A 13,961-nucleotide genomic window follows, 5' to 3' on the forward strand; every position below is an offset into this window, starting at 1 on the left:
GCGGCTACTGCGGCGGCGGGAAGCCGGGGGCGGCAGGCGGAGGTGCGTTCGTCGCAGGAGGCACGCCGGCCGGCTGAGCGTGCGGCGCTGTACCGGGCTGCGGCGGAGTCGTGCCCGGCTGCGGCGCCAGCGGGGGACCGCTCGGCTGCGGCCACTGCTGGTGCGCGTACGCCTGCGGCGGAAGGGGAACCGCGACCGCTTGGGGCGCCCGGGGGTGCGCGTGGCTCCCCGCATCCGGGAACGGGTACGGCGGATAGGTCCGCAGCTCCGGACCCGGTGGCTGGTCTCCACGCGCCGCCGGTTTCGCCTCGAACGCCCGCACGATCAGCGGGATGACCGCCGCCACCGCCGCGACGAGGGTCGTCGCCGCCGACAGCCGCCACCACCAGTCCGGCCACGTCGCCGCCGGGAGGATCGCCGGGAGGGCGAGCACCAGCGCGGTCGCCCACATGAGCGCGAGCGACACCACGCCGCCGATCGACGACACGCGGGAGGAGGCCCGCGTCACGAAGCGCAGCCCGTACACCTGGGTCAGCAGCAACGCCATGCGGGCGAGTACCACGACCCCGGCGAAGCGCCAGAACTGCTCCGCCCAGACCCGCGCGTCCGCAGTGTCGTCGGGCTGGAGGATGCCGTTCCACAGCTTCAGCAGCCCGACTGCGACCAGGGCGGCGTTGGTGATGGTCGACGCCGGGAGGTACCAGCGGTTGGGGCCGTTCGACACCGTCGCGTCCAGCGCGACGGCTCCGGCGAACGCGCCGACGAGCAGGAGAGTCAGCCACGCGCGGCCGGCGATGTTCGCCTGGTCTCCGACGACGATCAGGACCGCCCCGAACACCGCGGACGTCGCCAGCACCCCGATCGTCAGGTACAGCGCCAGCCTGCGCGCGCGCGGTCGGCTGGTTTCGGCGTCGGTCGCGGCTTCATCTTGGAATGTCACACTCCAGGGTAACCTATCACCGCCCTCAGGCGAAGTGCGTGCGTGTCACCAGCGGCACCCCGGGCCGGTAGGCGAGGTGCACGTACGAGGGCGCGTCCAGCACAACGTAGTCCGCCCGTGCTCCTGGGCGCAGGTGGCCGACGTCCTCCCGGCGCAGCGCCTCCGCGCCGCCGAGCGTCGCAGCCCGCAGGGCCTCCGCCACCGTCATCCTCATGTCGCGCACCGCGACCGCGATGCAGAACGGCATCGACGACGTGAACGACGAGCCCGGGTTGCAGTCGCTGGCCAGCGCCACCTGCACGCCGGCGTCGATGAGGCGACGGGCGTCGGGGTACGGGTGCCGGGTCGAGAACTCGACGCCGGGCAGGAGGGTCGCGACCGTCCGCGACCCCGCCAGGAGCGACACGTCGCGGTCGGTGAGGTAGGTGCCGTGGTCGACGCTCGCGGCGTCCAGCTCGACCGCCAGCGCGACGCCGTCGCCCGGGCCGAGCTGGCTCGCGTGCACGCGCACGCCGAGGCCGCGCGCGGCGCCGGCCTCCAGGATGCGCCTCGACTGGGCGACCGTGAAGGCGCCGGTCTCGCAGAACACGTCGACCCAGCGGGAGTGCGGCGCGCAGGCGTCCAGCATCGGACCGGTGACCAGGTCCACGTACGCCTCCGGGTCGGACGCGAACTCGGCCGGCACCACGTGCGCGCCGAGGAACGTGGTCTCCGCCGTGACCTCGCGGGCGATCCGGAGGATGCGCGCCTCGTCCTCCACGGTCAGGCCGTATCCGCTCTTGACCTCGAAGGTCGTCGTGCCCTGCGCGCGCAGCTCGCGCACGAAACCGGCCAGCCGCCGGCGCAGCTCGTCGTCGGATGCCGCTCTCGTCGCGGCCACGGTGCCGCGTATGCCGCCGGCGGAATACGGCCGGCCGGCCATCCGCGCTTCGAACTCCGCCGAACGGTCGCCGCCGAAGACGAGGTGCGTGTGGCTGTCGACGAAGCCGGGGATGACGGCCGCGCCGCCCGCGTCCACGACCTCGTCGGCGTGCGCGCGCGGCGCCGCCGACGCGGGCCCGGTCCACTCGACCCGACCGTCCACCTCCAGAAGGGCCGCGTCGGGGAGGATGCCGAGCGGCCCGGGGTGGGCGGGGTCCAGTGTGACGAGCTCGGCGATCCCGGTCAGCAGCGTCGCGCGGGACATCAGGCGACCGGACCGGAGGAGACGGCGGCTTCCTGCATGGGGATGCGCAGCCCGCGCTCTCGCGCGACCTCCGCCGCGTGCTCATAACCGGCGTCGACGTGCCGCATGACGCCGGTGCCCGGGTCGTTGGTGAGCACGCGCTCGATTTTCTCGGCCGCGAGCGGGGTGCCGTCGGCGACGACGACCTGCCCGGCGTGGATGCTGCGCCCGATCCCGACCCCGCCGCCGTGGTGCAGCGACACCCAGGTCGCCCCCGACGCGGTGTTCAGCAGCGCGTTGAGCAGCGGCCAGTCGGCGATCGCGTCCGAGCCGTCCTTCATCGCCTCGGTCTCGCGGTAGGGCGAGGCCACCGAACCGGAGTCGAGGTGGTCGCGGCCGATCACGATCGGGGCCGAGAGCTCGCCCGAGGCGACCATCTCGTTGAACTTCAGCCCGGCCAGGTGGCGCTCCTTGTAGCCGAGCCAGCAGATCCGCGCGGGGAGGCCCTCGAAGTGCACCTTCTCGCCGGCCTGGGTGATCCAGCGGCGAAGCTTCTGGTCGTCGGGGAACAGCTCCAGGATGGCGCGATCGGTCGCCGCGATGTCCGCCGGGTCGCCGGAGAGCGCCGCCCACCGGAACGGGCCGCGGCCCTCCTCGAACTGCGGCCGGATGTAGGCGGGCACGAAGCCGGGGAACGCGAACGCGCGATCGAAGCCGCCGAGCTGGGCCTCGGTGCGGATGGAGTTGCCGTAGTCGAAGACCTCGGCGCCCGCGTCGAGGAAGCCGACCATCGCCTCCACCTGCTTCGCCATCGACAGGCGCGCGGCGATGGTGAAGGCCTCCGGGTCGGCGGCGGCGCGGTCGTGCCACTCCTCGACCGTCACGCCCTCCGGGAGGTAGCTCAGCGGGTCGTGCGCGCTGGTCTGGTCGGTGACGATGTCGATCGCCACGCCGCGGCGCAGCAGCTCGGGGAAGACCGTGGCGGCGTTGCCCACCAGGCCGACCGAGAGGGCGCGGCGCTCGTCCTTGGCGGCGAGCACTCGGGCGACGGCGTCGTCCAGGTCGTCGGTCAGCTCGTCCAGGTAGCCGTGGTCGACGCGGCGCTGCAGGCGGGTGCGGTCGACGTCCACGATCAGCACCACGCCGCCGTTGAGGGTGACGGCCAGCGGCTGAGCGCCGCCCATCCCGCCGCAACCGCCGGTGAGGGTGAGGGTGCCCGCCAGGCTCCCACCGAACCTCTTGTCGGCGATCGCCGCGAACGTCTCGTAGGTGCCCTGCAGGATGCCCTGGGAGCCGATGTAGATCCAGGAGCCCGCGGTCATCTGGCCGTACATGGTCAGGCCCAGTGCCTCCAGGCGGCGGAACTCCGGCCAGGTCGCCCAGTCGCCCACGAGGTTGGAGTTGGCGATGAGCACGCGCGGCGCCCACTCGTGCGTGCGGAACACGCCGACCGGCTTGCCGGACTGCACCAGCAGCGTCTCGTCGGCCTCCAGGTCGCGGAGGGTGGCGACGATCGCGTCGAAGGCCTCCCAGCTGCGTGCGGCGCGGCCGGTGCCGCCGTAGACGACCAGGTCGTCGGGGCGCTCGGCGACCTCCGGGTCGAGGTTGTTCATCAGCATGCGCAGCGGCGCCTCGGTCTGCCAGCTCTTCGCGCTGAGCTCGGTGCCGCGCGGCGCGCGCACGGGTCGCGATCCCTGCATCATCAGGTCCTTTCTGTTCGTATGGTCCCGCCCGCAGCCATCTGTTCCTCACTTTCTCCCGCTTCCCTCCTGCGTGTCGCGGGAGAAAGTGAGGAAGCGATGGCTGGGGGCGGGAGGTCAGGAGAGGTCGGTGGTGGTGCGGGCGGCGGAGGCGGCGGCGCCGGAGGCGACGAAGGCGACGGCGGCCTCGATCTCGGGCGAGAGGTGGCGGTCCGGGCCGGGGCCGGGGACGGAGGCGCGCAGCGCCTCGGTGACCGCGCCGGTTGCCGGGCCCTGACGCAGCGGGGCGCGGAGGTCGGCGCCGCGCGCGGCGGTCATCAGCTCGATCGCGAGCACGCGGGCCAGCCCGTCGATCGCGCGGCGCAGCTTGCGGGCGGCGGCCCAGCCCATCGAGACATGGTCCTCCTGCATCGCGGACGACGGGATGCTGTCCACCGAAGCGGGCACGGCCAGACGCTTGAGCTCCGAGACGATCCCTGCCGCGGTGTACTGCGCGATCATCAGGCCGGAGTCGACGCCGACCTCGTGCGCGAGGAACGGCGGCAGCCCCTGGTTGCGCGCCGGGTCGAGGAAGCGGTCGGTGCGGCGCTCCGACATGCTCGCGACGTCGGCGATGACGATCGCGAGGAAGTCGAGCACGTACGCGACCGGCGCGCCGTGGAAGTTGCCGTTCGACTCCACCCGGCCGTCCGGGGTGAGCACCGGGTTGTCGATGGCGGAGGCCAGCTCGCGCTCGGCGATCATCGTCGCGTGGGCGACGGTGTCCCGCGCGCCGCCGTTGACCTGCGGCGAGCAGCGCAACGAGTAGGCGTCCTGAACGCGCGTGCACTCAGGACCCTTGTGGCTCGCCACCAGCGGGGAGCCCGCGAGCAGCGCGCGCAGGTTCGCGGCGGAGACCGCCTGGCCGGCCTGGGGGCGCAGCCGCTGGAGGTCGGCGGCGAAGACGGCATCGGTGCCGAGCAGCGCCTCCACGCTCATCGCCGCGGTGATGTCTGCTGTGGTGAGGAGGCCGCCGAGGTCGTGCAGCGCGAGCGACAGCATCCCGAGCATTCCGTCGGTGCCGTTGATGAGCGCGAGGCCTTCCTTCTCGGCGAGGACGACGGGCTCGATGCCGGCGGCGGCGAGGGCGTCCGCCGCCTCCACGAGTTCTCCCTTGACGCGCACCTGGCCCTCGCCCATCGCCGCGAGGGCGCAGTGCGCGAGCGGCGCGAGGTCGCCCGAGCAGCCGAGCGAGCCGTACTCGCGCACGAGCGGGGTGATGCCCGCGTTGAGCAGGGCGGCATAGGTCTCGACGGTGCGGCGCTGCGCTCCGGTGCGGCCGGTCATCAGCGTCGCCAGGCGCAGCAGCATGAGGGCGCGCACGACCTCCCGCTCGACCTCCGGCCCCGACCCGGCCGCGTGCGAGCGGACGAGGGAGGCCTGGAGCTGCGCGCGGCGCTCGCCGGGGATGAACGTGGTCGCCAGTGCGCCGAAACCGGTGGAGATGCCATAGTGCGGCTCGACGTCGTCGGCGAGCGCCTCGACGATCGCGCGGGACGCCTCGACGGCTTCGAGCGCGGCGTCGTCGAGTCGGACGGGTGCGTCGTGCCGGGCCACCGCGACGACCTCGGCGATGGTGAGCGGGCGGGCGCCGACGGTGACGGGCGCGGCGTCGGCGGCGTCGCGGGAGGTGGTTGCAGAGGTGGAACCGGTGGTGAAGGCGGACATGCTCCGATCATGCGCCGGAGGCCGCTGGGCGCGCCCGGGGTTAGGCTCATCGGTGTCCGGGATACCAGACACGCGGCCGAGCGCCGGGAGGAGCGTCCATGAGCAAGGTCCCCGCCGCGGAGAACACCCTCCGCGTCCTCGCCTACCTCGCCACGCAGCGCGGACCCGTCCCCGCCGCCGGGATCGCCGCCTCCCTCGGCCTCCCGCGCTCCACGGTCTACCACCTGCTGACCGTGCTGACCGAGCACGGTTTCGTCCTGCACTTCCCCGAAGCGCGCCGCTACGGGCTGGGCGTCGCCGCCTACGAGCTGTCGAGCGGGTTCTCCCGGCAGCAGCCGCTCAGCCGGCTCGGCCGGCCCATCGTCGCCGCGCTGGTGGACGCGATCGGCGAGTCCGGCCACGTCGCGGTGCTGCACGGCAGGGACGTCGTCTACATCGTGGAGGAGCGTGCGCCGCGGAGGCCGCGCCTTGTCACGGACGTGGGTGTGCGCCTCCCCGCGCACCTGACGGCGAGCGGCCGCGCGCTGCTGGCCTCGCTCCCCGCCGGTCAGCTTCGCGCGCTGTACCCGGACGCCGACGCGTTCGAGGACCGCACCGGCGCCGGCCCGCACTCGTACGCCGAACTCCGCCGGCTCGTCGCGGAGGCACGCGACCGCGGCTACGCCACCGAGGACGGCGACGTGACGCCCGGTTTCGCCTCCGTCGCCGTGTCGGTGCGCGACCACGCCGGCTGGCCGGCCGCCGGGATCGCCGTCACCTTCCCGCGCGCGAACGTGCCGCCCGCCGAGTGGGACGCGCTCGCCGCCCGCGTGCGCGACGCCGCAGCCGAGCTCTCCCGCCGGATCCGCGGCAGCTGACCCCGCTGACGCGCCCCTCGGAGCGTCAGCGGAGGGTGACCGTGGTGGTGTGGGCGGTGCTGTCGCGGGTGTAGTCGACCTTCACCTCGTCGCCGGCCTTGCTGGTGACCTGGATCGCGGTGAGCACGTCGATGTCGGTCGCCGGGTTGCCGTTCACCGCGGTGACCACGTCGCCGACCCGGAGACCGGCCTGCTGCGCGGGGCCGCCCGACACGACCGACTGCACGAACAGCCCGCCGTCCACGCCGAACGCCGCCGCCGCGGCGGGAGGGATCGGCACGACGGTGAGTCCGGCGTCCGGATGCGTGACCTCCCCGTGCGCGATCAGCTCGTGCGCGATCGGCAGCGCCAGCGACTCCGGCACGGCGAACCCGATCCCCACGCTGCCGGTGCTCGCGTGGCCGCTGGAGCCGGGCACGGTCGCGATCGCCGTGTTGATGCCGACGAGGCGCCCCGCGCAGTCGACGAGTGCGCCTCCCGAGTTGCCCGGGTTGATCGACGCGTCGGTCTGGATGGCGCCGGCCAGGATGGCGTTCCTGTCGTCGTCGCTGGGCACCGGGACGGTCCGCCCGAGCGCGCTGACGATGCCGGCCGTCACGGTCGAGGAGAGGCCGAGCGGGGCGCCGAGCGCGACCACCGGCCGGCCGACCACGAGCGATCCGGAGTCGCCCGTCGCGATGACCGGCAGCGGCTCGTCGGACTTCACCTTGATGACGGCCAGGTCGGTCTTCGGGTCGCGCCCGGTGAGCTCGGCGGCGAGTTCGTGGCCGTCGCTGAACCGCACCGCGAGCTTCGCACCCGACGCCGCGTCGGCGATCACGTGGTTGTTGGTCAGGATGTAGCCGTCCTCGGTGATGATCTCGCCGCTGCCGTTGCTCGACCCGCGCGCGCCCGTGACGCCGATGGTGACCACGCTCGGGAGCACGTCGTCCGCGACCCGGGCGGCGTCGCACGTGCCGCGGCCGGCGGTGATCGCGGCGAACGCGAAGCCGCCCGCGACCATCCCGCCGCCGATCAGGACCAGGGCGGAGCCGAGGACGAGCAGCGCGATCGTCCAGCCGCGCAGGGTGTTCGTGCGCGGGGCGCCCCGTCCGGGGCGGCCGTGTTCGTGGTGGCCGTGTCCGGGGCGGTCCGGCGCAGGGTGTTCTTGTGCTCTGTCACGGTGGCCCCTCCTCGACGGTGGCGCCAGGCTAGCCGGACGGAGGGCACGGCAGAAGGGGTGTTCTCGCCCGCTCGGGTGGCCGCTACCCTTCGGGCATGGTGAGATTCCTGATCCGGGCGGCGATCTTCGTGGTCACCGCGGCGCTCGGCTTGCTGGTGGCCTCGTGGATCCTTCCCGGGTTCCATCTCGACTGGGAGGGCCTCCTGGTGGCCGTGCTGGTCTTCGCGGTGGCGCAGAGCATCCTCGCGCCTTTCATCTTCAATCTCGCCCGCAAGTACGCGTCGGCGATGCTCGGCGGGATCGGGCTCGTGTCGACGCTCGTCGCGCTGCTGGTCGCCTCGTTGCTGCCGGGCGGGATCCGGGTGGACGATTTCCTCACGTGGATCCTCGCCGCGCTCGTCGTCTGGGTGGTGACGGCGCTCGGCGGCTGGCTGCTGCCGCTGATCTTCCTCAAGAAGAAGGTGGCGGCCCGCACCTAGCTCACAGCTTTTTCGCGTAGCAGACCGAGTGCGGGTCGCCGACGTATTCGCCGAAGTTCGGGATGCGCGCATAGCCGCGGCTCTCGTACAACGCGATGGCCGCGTGCTGCAACGGGCCGGTCTCGAGTCGCAGCGTGGCGACGCCGGCGCGCGCGGCCTCGGCCTCCACCGCCGCGAGGAGGCCGCCGGCCAGTCCTCGGCCCCTGGCGTCCTCGTGGACGAACATGCGCTTGAGCTCGGCGCTGCCATCCGGCTTCCGGACGAGCGCGGCCATCCCGAGCGCCGCGCCCTCCTCGTCGCGTCCGACGAACACAGTCACGCCGGGACGCTCCAGTTCCGAGACGTCGAGCAGGTAGCAGCTCTCGGCCGGATAGAGCGAGAAGGTGAACTCGTCGCTCAGGCGCAGCAGCTCAGCGACGCCAGGGGAGCGGGCGGGCTCGACGGACACGCGGGTGGTCATGCGCCGATGCTAGCCAGGCCGTATGTCCGGCAGGTTTCGGGCCGGTCAGCCGGTCAGCCGGCCTTCCGCGCCTTCTGCCGCGAGATACCGCGCGCGACCCACTCCAGCCGGCGCAGCGCCTCCCGGTTGCGGATCCACAGGATGGGATCGATGATCGGCGTCGGGATGCGGGCGGCGATCCCGGTCATCGCGTGCTCCTCCATCCGCACGAGGCAGCCGGAGCCGCGCGGCTGCACCTCGATGACGACGCGCTCGGTCCCCACCGGCCGCGTCTTCGCCTCCAGCACGAACCGCTTCGGCGCGTCCCACTCCTCGACGGTGGTCTCGTCGTTGAGGACGAACGGCCAGATGCCGATGGAGTGGTGCAGGCGGGAGCCCGGCTCAGGGAAATGGCCGTCGGCCCCGCGCAGCCGGGAGGCGCCGACGACCCAGGTCGGGAAGACCCACGGGTCGGCGAGGGCGGTGAAGACCTCTTCGGGCGTGCAGGCGAAACGGCGTACGTTGACCGACATCAGGCGATCTCCTCATCGATGAAACCAGTGGTCTGGTTGAAGCCGCTGGCCGGAGCGCCCGGCGGCGCCGCCGATTCCTCCGGAGCCAGCGAGGGCATCCGGGTCACCCCGAACTCGTGCCGGAGGGCGCTGCGCGCCGCGTAGTAGCCGGCCAGCCCGTGCACGCCCGGCCCCGGCACGGCGGACGACGAGGCGAGGTACAGCCCGCGGCCCGGCATCCGCCAGGGTTCGGTGGACAGCACGGGCCGCATGACGAGCTGGGAGAGGTCCGGCATCCCCGAGGAGATGTCGCCGCCGATATAGCTGGGGTTGTAGCCCTCCAGCGCGTGCGCGGTGCGGGTGGTCTTCGCGAGGATCAGGTCGCGGAACCCCGGGGCGAAGCGCTCGATCTGAGCGATGACGGCCTCGCTGCGATCCGACGTGGAGCCGCGCGGGACGTGCGTGTAGGCCCACAGCACGTGCCGGCCTGCCGGCGCGCGCGAGGGGTCGAAGAGCGTCGGCTGGGACAGGAGCACGTACGGGTCGTCGCTCTCGCGGCCGGCGGCCACCACGCGCTCGGAGCGCGCGATCGCGCCGCGCTCGCCGCCGAGGTGGACGGTCGCGGTCTCCAGCAACTCGGGATTCGTCCACGGCACTGGGCCGGACAGGGCGAAGTCGATCTTGAACACGCCGTTGCCGTCTCGGAAGTCGGCGACGCGACGCAGATAGTCGGGGGGCAGGAGGTCCTCGCCGAGCCGCGCGGCGATGGCGACGGGGTGTCGAACAGGATGGCGCGCGCGTCGGGCAGTTCGCCGAGCGACTCGATCTCGGCGCCGGTGACGACCTCGCCGCCGTGCGCGCGGATGTCGTCGACCATCGCGTCCGCTATCGCCTGCGAGCCGCCGACCGGGATGGGCCAGCCGCGGGCGTGCGCGTACGTCGCCAGGGCGAGCCCCGCGGCGGACGCGGCGAGGCTCGGCAGCGGCAGGGTGGCGTGTGCGATCACGCCGGTGAGAAGGGCGCGCGCCTCCTGGGTGCGGAACGGAAGGTTCCACCACGGACCGCCCTGGGACAGCGCGGTGAGGCCGAAGCGCGCGGCGACGAGCGGGTTGCGCGGGAGCTGCAGGAGGGACGACCCGGTGAACTGCGCGACTGCGTCCGCGTTGCGCGCGAGAGGGCCGAGCAGGGCGCGCCAGGCGGGGCCGTCGGCGCCGAGAGCTGCGGCGGTGCGCTCCAGGTCGCGATAGGCGACGGCGACCTCCCCGCCGGGCAGCGGATGCCCGTAGGAGGCCGACGGAGTGATGAACGGCACGCGGTCCGCGAGCCCGAACCTCCGGAAGAATCCCGACGCGAACGCCAGAGGGTGCACTGCCGAGCAGATGTCGTGGCGGAAGCCCGGCAGGGTGATCTCCTCCGTCCGCACGCCGCCGCCCGGCGTCGCGTTCCGTTCGTAGACGTGGACGCTCAGCCCCGCCCGGGCGAGGGTGACGGCGGCCGCGAGCCCGTTGGGGCCGGACCCGATGACGATCGCGTCGACGGAGGACATGCCCCATGTATACCCCGGCCACCGCGGCCCGGGAGGGGGTTGCGGATCGGCAGCGTCCTCCCAGGCGGGATCCTGTATCGTTGGCAGGTCGGCTCTTGACACCGCGCCTTTTTGTCGCGCGGATGGGTTTGTAAGTCAAGTGGGCCGGTTCCGCAGCCAGACGGTGAGCGGATTCATCACGATGTGAACGGCCCCGGGCGATGTCTGCTGGGGATACCTCCGGTGCGCTTCAGCGTGCCGCCGCGCATTTCGCAACAACAACCCAGGAAGAATCACGCATGCCCCCGTACAAGAAGAACGCCGGACAGCAGGGCTCCGGCCGACCCGCGCAGCAGCACGCGCCGAAGGGCGCCGGCAGCCGTAGCCCGAAGCACCGCGGCTACCGCGACGAGGCACCCGAGGCAGGCAAGAAGAACCGCTGGACCGCCGACGACCGCGCCGCGCGCGGCCGGGACACCTACGGCACCCGCGGCGACGCCCGTGGCGCCGAGCGCGGTTCTGAGCGCGCCGGCCGTGGCGAGCGCCCGAACTGGGAGCCGCGCGGGAAGGACGCCCGCCGCACCGAGCGCGAGTGGGACAGCCGCGCCCACGCCGGCCGTCGCGAGGACGAGCGTCCGCGCCGGTTCGAGCGGGACGACCGCGCCCCGCGTCGCGAGTTCGACGACCGTCCGCGCCGTCAGTTCGACCGCGACGAGCGTGCTCCGCGCCGCGAGTTCGACGACCGTCCGCGCCGCAGCTTCGACCGCGACGACCGTGCCCCGCGCCGCGACTTCGATCGTGACGGCCGTGCGCCCCGTCGCGAGAACGACGAGCGTCCGCGCCGCTTCGACCGCGACGAGCGTCCGCGCCGGAGTTTCGACCGGGATGACCGCGCGCCGCGCCGCGACAACGACGACCGTCCGCGCCGCAGCTTCGACCGGGACGACCGCGCTCCCCGTCGTGACAACGACGACCGTCCGCGCCGCAGCTTCGACCGGGACGACCGCGCTCCCCGTCGTGACAACGACGACCGTCCGCGCCGCAGCTTCGACCGCGACGAGCGCGCCCCCCGCCGCGACTCCTCCTTCTACCCGTCCCGCGACGAGAAGCAGTCGTCCTCCCCGCAGGAGGATGTCGTTCTCGAGCGTCTGGAGGCCGAGGCGATCCAGGCCGCGGACGGGAGGGCGTGACCTTCGCCGACCTGGGGCTGGGCGGCAACATCGTCCGCGCGCTGGCCGAGCTCGGCGCCGAGACGCCGTTCCCCATCCAGGCCGCCACCACCCCGGACGTGCTCGCCGGCAAGGACGTCCTCGGCCGCGGCCGCACCGGCTCCGGCAAGACGATCGCGTTCGCCGCCCCCATGGTCGAGCGCCTCATGCAGCTCTGGGCCGATTCCGGCAAGTCCGGCGGCAAGCGCCAGCTCGGCCGCGCCCCGCGGGCGCTCATCCTCGCGCCGACCCGCGAGCTCGCCCTCCAGATCGACCGCACCGTGCAGCCCATCGCGCGCAGCGTCGGCCTGTTCACCACGCAGATCTACGGCGGCGTGCCGCAGGGCCGCCAGGTCGGCGCCCTCCAGCGCGGCGTCGACATCGTGATCGGCACGCCCGGCCGCATCGAGGACCTCGTGGAGCAGGGCCGCCTCGACCTCAGCGAGGTCGTCGTCAGCGTCCTGGACGAGGCCGACCACATGTGCGACCTCGGCTTCCTGGAGCCGGTGCAGCGCATCCTGCGCCGCACATCCGAGGGCGGCCAGAAGCTGCTGTTCTCGGCGACCCTCGACAGCGGGGTGGCGCAGCTCGTGAACGAGTTCCTGGTGGACCCGACCGTGCACGAGGTCGCGGGCGAGGACCAGGCGTCCTCGACCATCGACCACCGCGTGCTGGTCATCGAGCACCGCGACAAGCCGGCCATCATCGAGCAGCTCGCGGACCGCGACGGCAAGACGCTGATCTTCGCCCGCACCCGCGCGTTCGCCGAGATGCTGGCCGACCAGCTGGATGACGCCGGCATCCCCGCCGTCAGCCTCCACGGCGACCTGAACCAGTCGCGCCGCACCCGCAACCTGGCCCAGCTCACCAGTGGCCGCGTGAGCGTGCTCGTCGCGACGGACGTCGCAGCCCGCGGGATCCACGTGGACGACATCGACCTGGTCATCCAGGCCGACGCGCCGGACGAGTACAAGACCTACCTGCACCGCTCGGGCCGCACCGGCCGCGCCGGCAAGCAGGGCACGGTCGTGACGCTCATCCCCCGTCAGCGTCAGCGCCGCATGAGCGAACTGCTGGACCGCGCCGAGATCGAGGCCGACTTCGTGCCGGCCGCCCCCGGCGACGACGTGGTGCTGACGCTCTCCCAGGTGTAACCACCCGCCGAGTACGCCCGAATTCAGGCGACAACCGCCGAGTACGCAGATCGTCTGCGTACTCGGCGGTTTGCGTCAGGGGGTCTCGGCGGCGAGTTGCTCGAGGGCGTGGCGGGCGACGGAGGCCATGCGGGGATTGTCGTCGGAGGAGGTGGCGAGGGCGCTGGCCATCGTGACCGCCCAGCCGCGCGCGCGGAGCCAGGTCGCGCGGTCGGGAGCGACCGGCAGCGCCGCGCGGAACCGCTCCCGCGCCTCCCCATCGAAGGTCAGCCACGCGGTCGCCAGGTCGGTCGCGGGGTCGCCCGAGGTGACGTCGCCGAAGTCGATGACCGCCGCGAGGCCGCCTTCCGGGGTGAGCAGCAGGTTGCCCGGGTGGAGGTCGCCGTGCAGCAGCAGCGGAGGCCCGTCCCACGCGGGCGCCGCGAGCGCCTCCCGCCACGCCTGCTCCAGCGCCGCGACCTCCATCCGCCCGGACAGGGACCGCAGTCTGGTCGCCACGACCTCCCGACGTGACGCCAGAGGGACCCCGCGCACCGGATTGCGTGGAGCGTCCGGCGCAGGCACGGCCAACTCGCCGACGAACTCCGCCAGCGCCTCGGCGACACCGGCCCGCTCCTCGGCACCGACCGACGCGCCGTCGACGCCGTCGATCCACTCGACGATGCTCCACGACCAGGGGAAGAGGTCGGACGGCAGTCCGACGCGGATCGGCGCGGGGACCCTCGCGCGCACGCGCGCGGCGATGCCGGGCAGTAGCTGCTGCTCGTGCTCGATCAGGTGCGCAGCGACCTCGCGCCGCGGGATGCGGACGGCGTACGCGTCGCCCAGCCGGTAGAGCTGGTTGTCCCACCCGTCGGACACGAGGCGCAACGGCCCGGCCAGGTCGGGATGCTGCGCGGCCACGAGCGCGGCGACGAGCGCGGCGTCGGTGGGGATGTCGGCAGGCGGGGTCAGCGGCACCGGAGCAGCCTAACCGCCAGGCCCGACCCCACGCACCGCCAACCCGCGCGCCGCGGTGACTCCAGCGGCCCACGGACTGCTCGTACGGGTCCCCGCGCCCCCGCATCCCGGCCACCTGCACACCTTGGCGCCGCGGCCGTCGCGCGGGGGCGG

General features: G+C 73.4%; 10 protein-coding genes and 2 pseudogenes. 3 read left to right on the forward strand and 9 right to left on the reverse strand.

Annotated features, from left to right (window positions below):
- Nucleotides 1-4: 4 nt before the first annotated feature.
- From ACRAWC_RS14430 to hutH, 4 genes are all read right to left on the reverse strand, one after another.
- Nucleotides 5-940 (reverse strand): hypothetical protein, encoded by a 936-nt coding sequence (locus tag ACRAWC_RS14430; protein WP_431348342.1) that lies wholly within the window; start codon nt 938-940, stop codon nt 5-7.
- A gap of 25 nt (nt 941-965) precedes the next feature.
- Entirely contained in the window at nt 966-2,126 is a 1,161-nt protein-coding gene (hutI, locus tag ACRAWC_RS14435; RefSeq protein WP_431348343.1) for an imidazolonepropionase, read from the reverse strand.
- The gene (gene hutU, locus ACRAWC_RS14440; protein ID WP_431348344.1) at nt 2,126-3,805 is read right to left on the reverse strand and encodes a urocanate hydratase; all 1,680 of its coding nucleotides are present in this window, start codon (nt 3,803-3,805) and stop codon (nt 2,126-2,128) included. Before hutU ends, hutI begins: the two co-directional genes overlap by 1 nt.
- A 117-nt stretch (nt 3,806-3,922) precedes the next feature.
- Nucleotides 3,923-5,512 carry a histidine ammonia-lyase gene (gene hutH / locus ACRAWC_RS14445; RefSeq protein WP_431348345.1) on the reverse strand — a complete coding sequence of 530 codons (1,590 nt, stop codon included), beginning with the start codon at nt 5,510-5,512 and terminating at the stop codon, nt 3,923-3,925.
- Between the two features lie 98 nt (nt 5,513-5,610).
- Between hutH and ACRAWC_RS14450 the strand changes: the two genes are divergently transcribed.
- The gene (locus tag ACRAWC_RS14450) at nt 5,611-6,369 is read left to right on the forward strand and encodes an IclR family transcriptional regulator (protein WP_431348346.1); all 759 of its coding nucleotides are present in this window, start codon (nt 5,611-5,613) and stop codon (nt 6,367-6,369) included.
- A gap of 25 nt (nt 6,370-6,394) precedes the next feature.
- Here the strand turns inward: ACRAWC_RS14450 and ACRAWC_RS14455 are convergent, their stop codons facing one another.
- A complete protein-coding gene (locus ACRAWC_RS14455; RefSeq protein ID WP_431348347.1) occupies nt 6,395-7,372 on the reverse strand; it encodes a S1C family serine protease in 978 nt (325 codons plus the stop codon).
- A gap of 254 nt (nt 7,373-7,626) precedes the next feature.
- Here ACRAWC_RS14455 and ACRAWC_RS14460 point away from each other — a divergent pair, with 254 nt between their 5' ends.
- A complete protein-coding gene (locus tag ACRAWC_RS14460) occupies nt 7,627-8,010 on the forward strand; it encodes a phage holin family protein (protein ID WP_431348348.1) in 384 nt (127 codons plus the stop codon).
- 1 nt (nt 8,011) lies between these two features.
- Here the strand turns inward: ACRAWC_RS14460 and ACRAWC_RS14465 are convergent, their stop codons facing one another.
- The 3 genes and pseudogenes from ACRAWC_RS14465 to ACRAWC_RS14475 all read right to left on the reverse strand — a co-directional run bounded on the left by ACRAWC_RS14465 (nt 8,012) and on the right by ACRAWC_RS14475 (nt 10,507).
- Nucleotides 8,012-8,470: a GNAT family N-acetyltransferase gene (locus tag ACRAWC_RS14465; RefSeq protein ID WP_431348349.1), complete on the reverse strand. Its 459-nt coding sequence runs from the start codon at nt 8,468-8,470 to the stop codon at nt 8,012-8,014.
- 53 nt (nt 8,471-8,523) lie between these two features.
- Entirely contained in the window at nt 8,524-8,982 is a 459-nt protein-coding gene (locus ACRAWC_RS14470; protein ID WP_431348350.1) for an SRPBCC family protein, read from the reverse strand.
- Nucleotides 8,982-10,507, reverse strand: a pseudogene (locus ACRAWC_RS14475) (phytoene desaturase family protein). Before ACRAWC_RS14475 ends, ACRAWC_RS14470 begins: the two are co-directional and overlap by 1 nt.
- Nucleotides 10,508-10,785: 278 nt before the next feature.
- Here ACRAWC_RS14475 and ACRAWC_RS14480 point away from each other — a divergent pair.
- Nucleotides 10,786-12,848: pseudogene (locus ACRAWC_RS14480) on the forward strand (DEAD/DEAH box helicase).
- Between the two features lie 75 nt (nt 12,849-12,923).
- On the opposite strand, the gene ACRAWC_RS14485 reads toward ACRAWC_RS14480, so the two are convergent.
- Complete coding sequence (locus tag ACRAWC_RS14485) at nt 12,924-13,808, reverse strand: aminoglycoside phosphotransferase family protein (RefSeq protein WP_431348351.1); 885 nt, start codon at nt 13,806-13,808, stop codon at nt 12,924-12,926.
- Nucleotides 13,809-13,961: the final 153 nt, after the last annotated feature.

Source organism: Leifsonia sp. L25 (assembly GCF_050632895.1).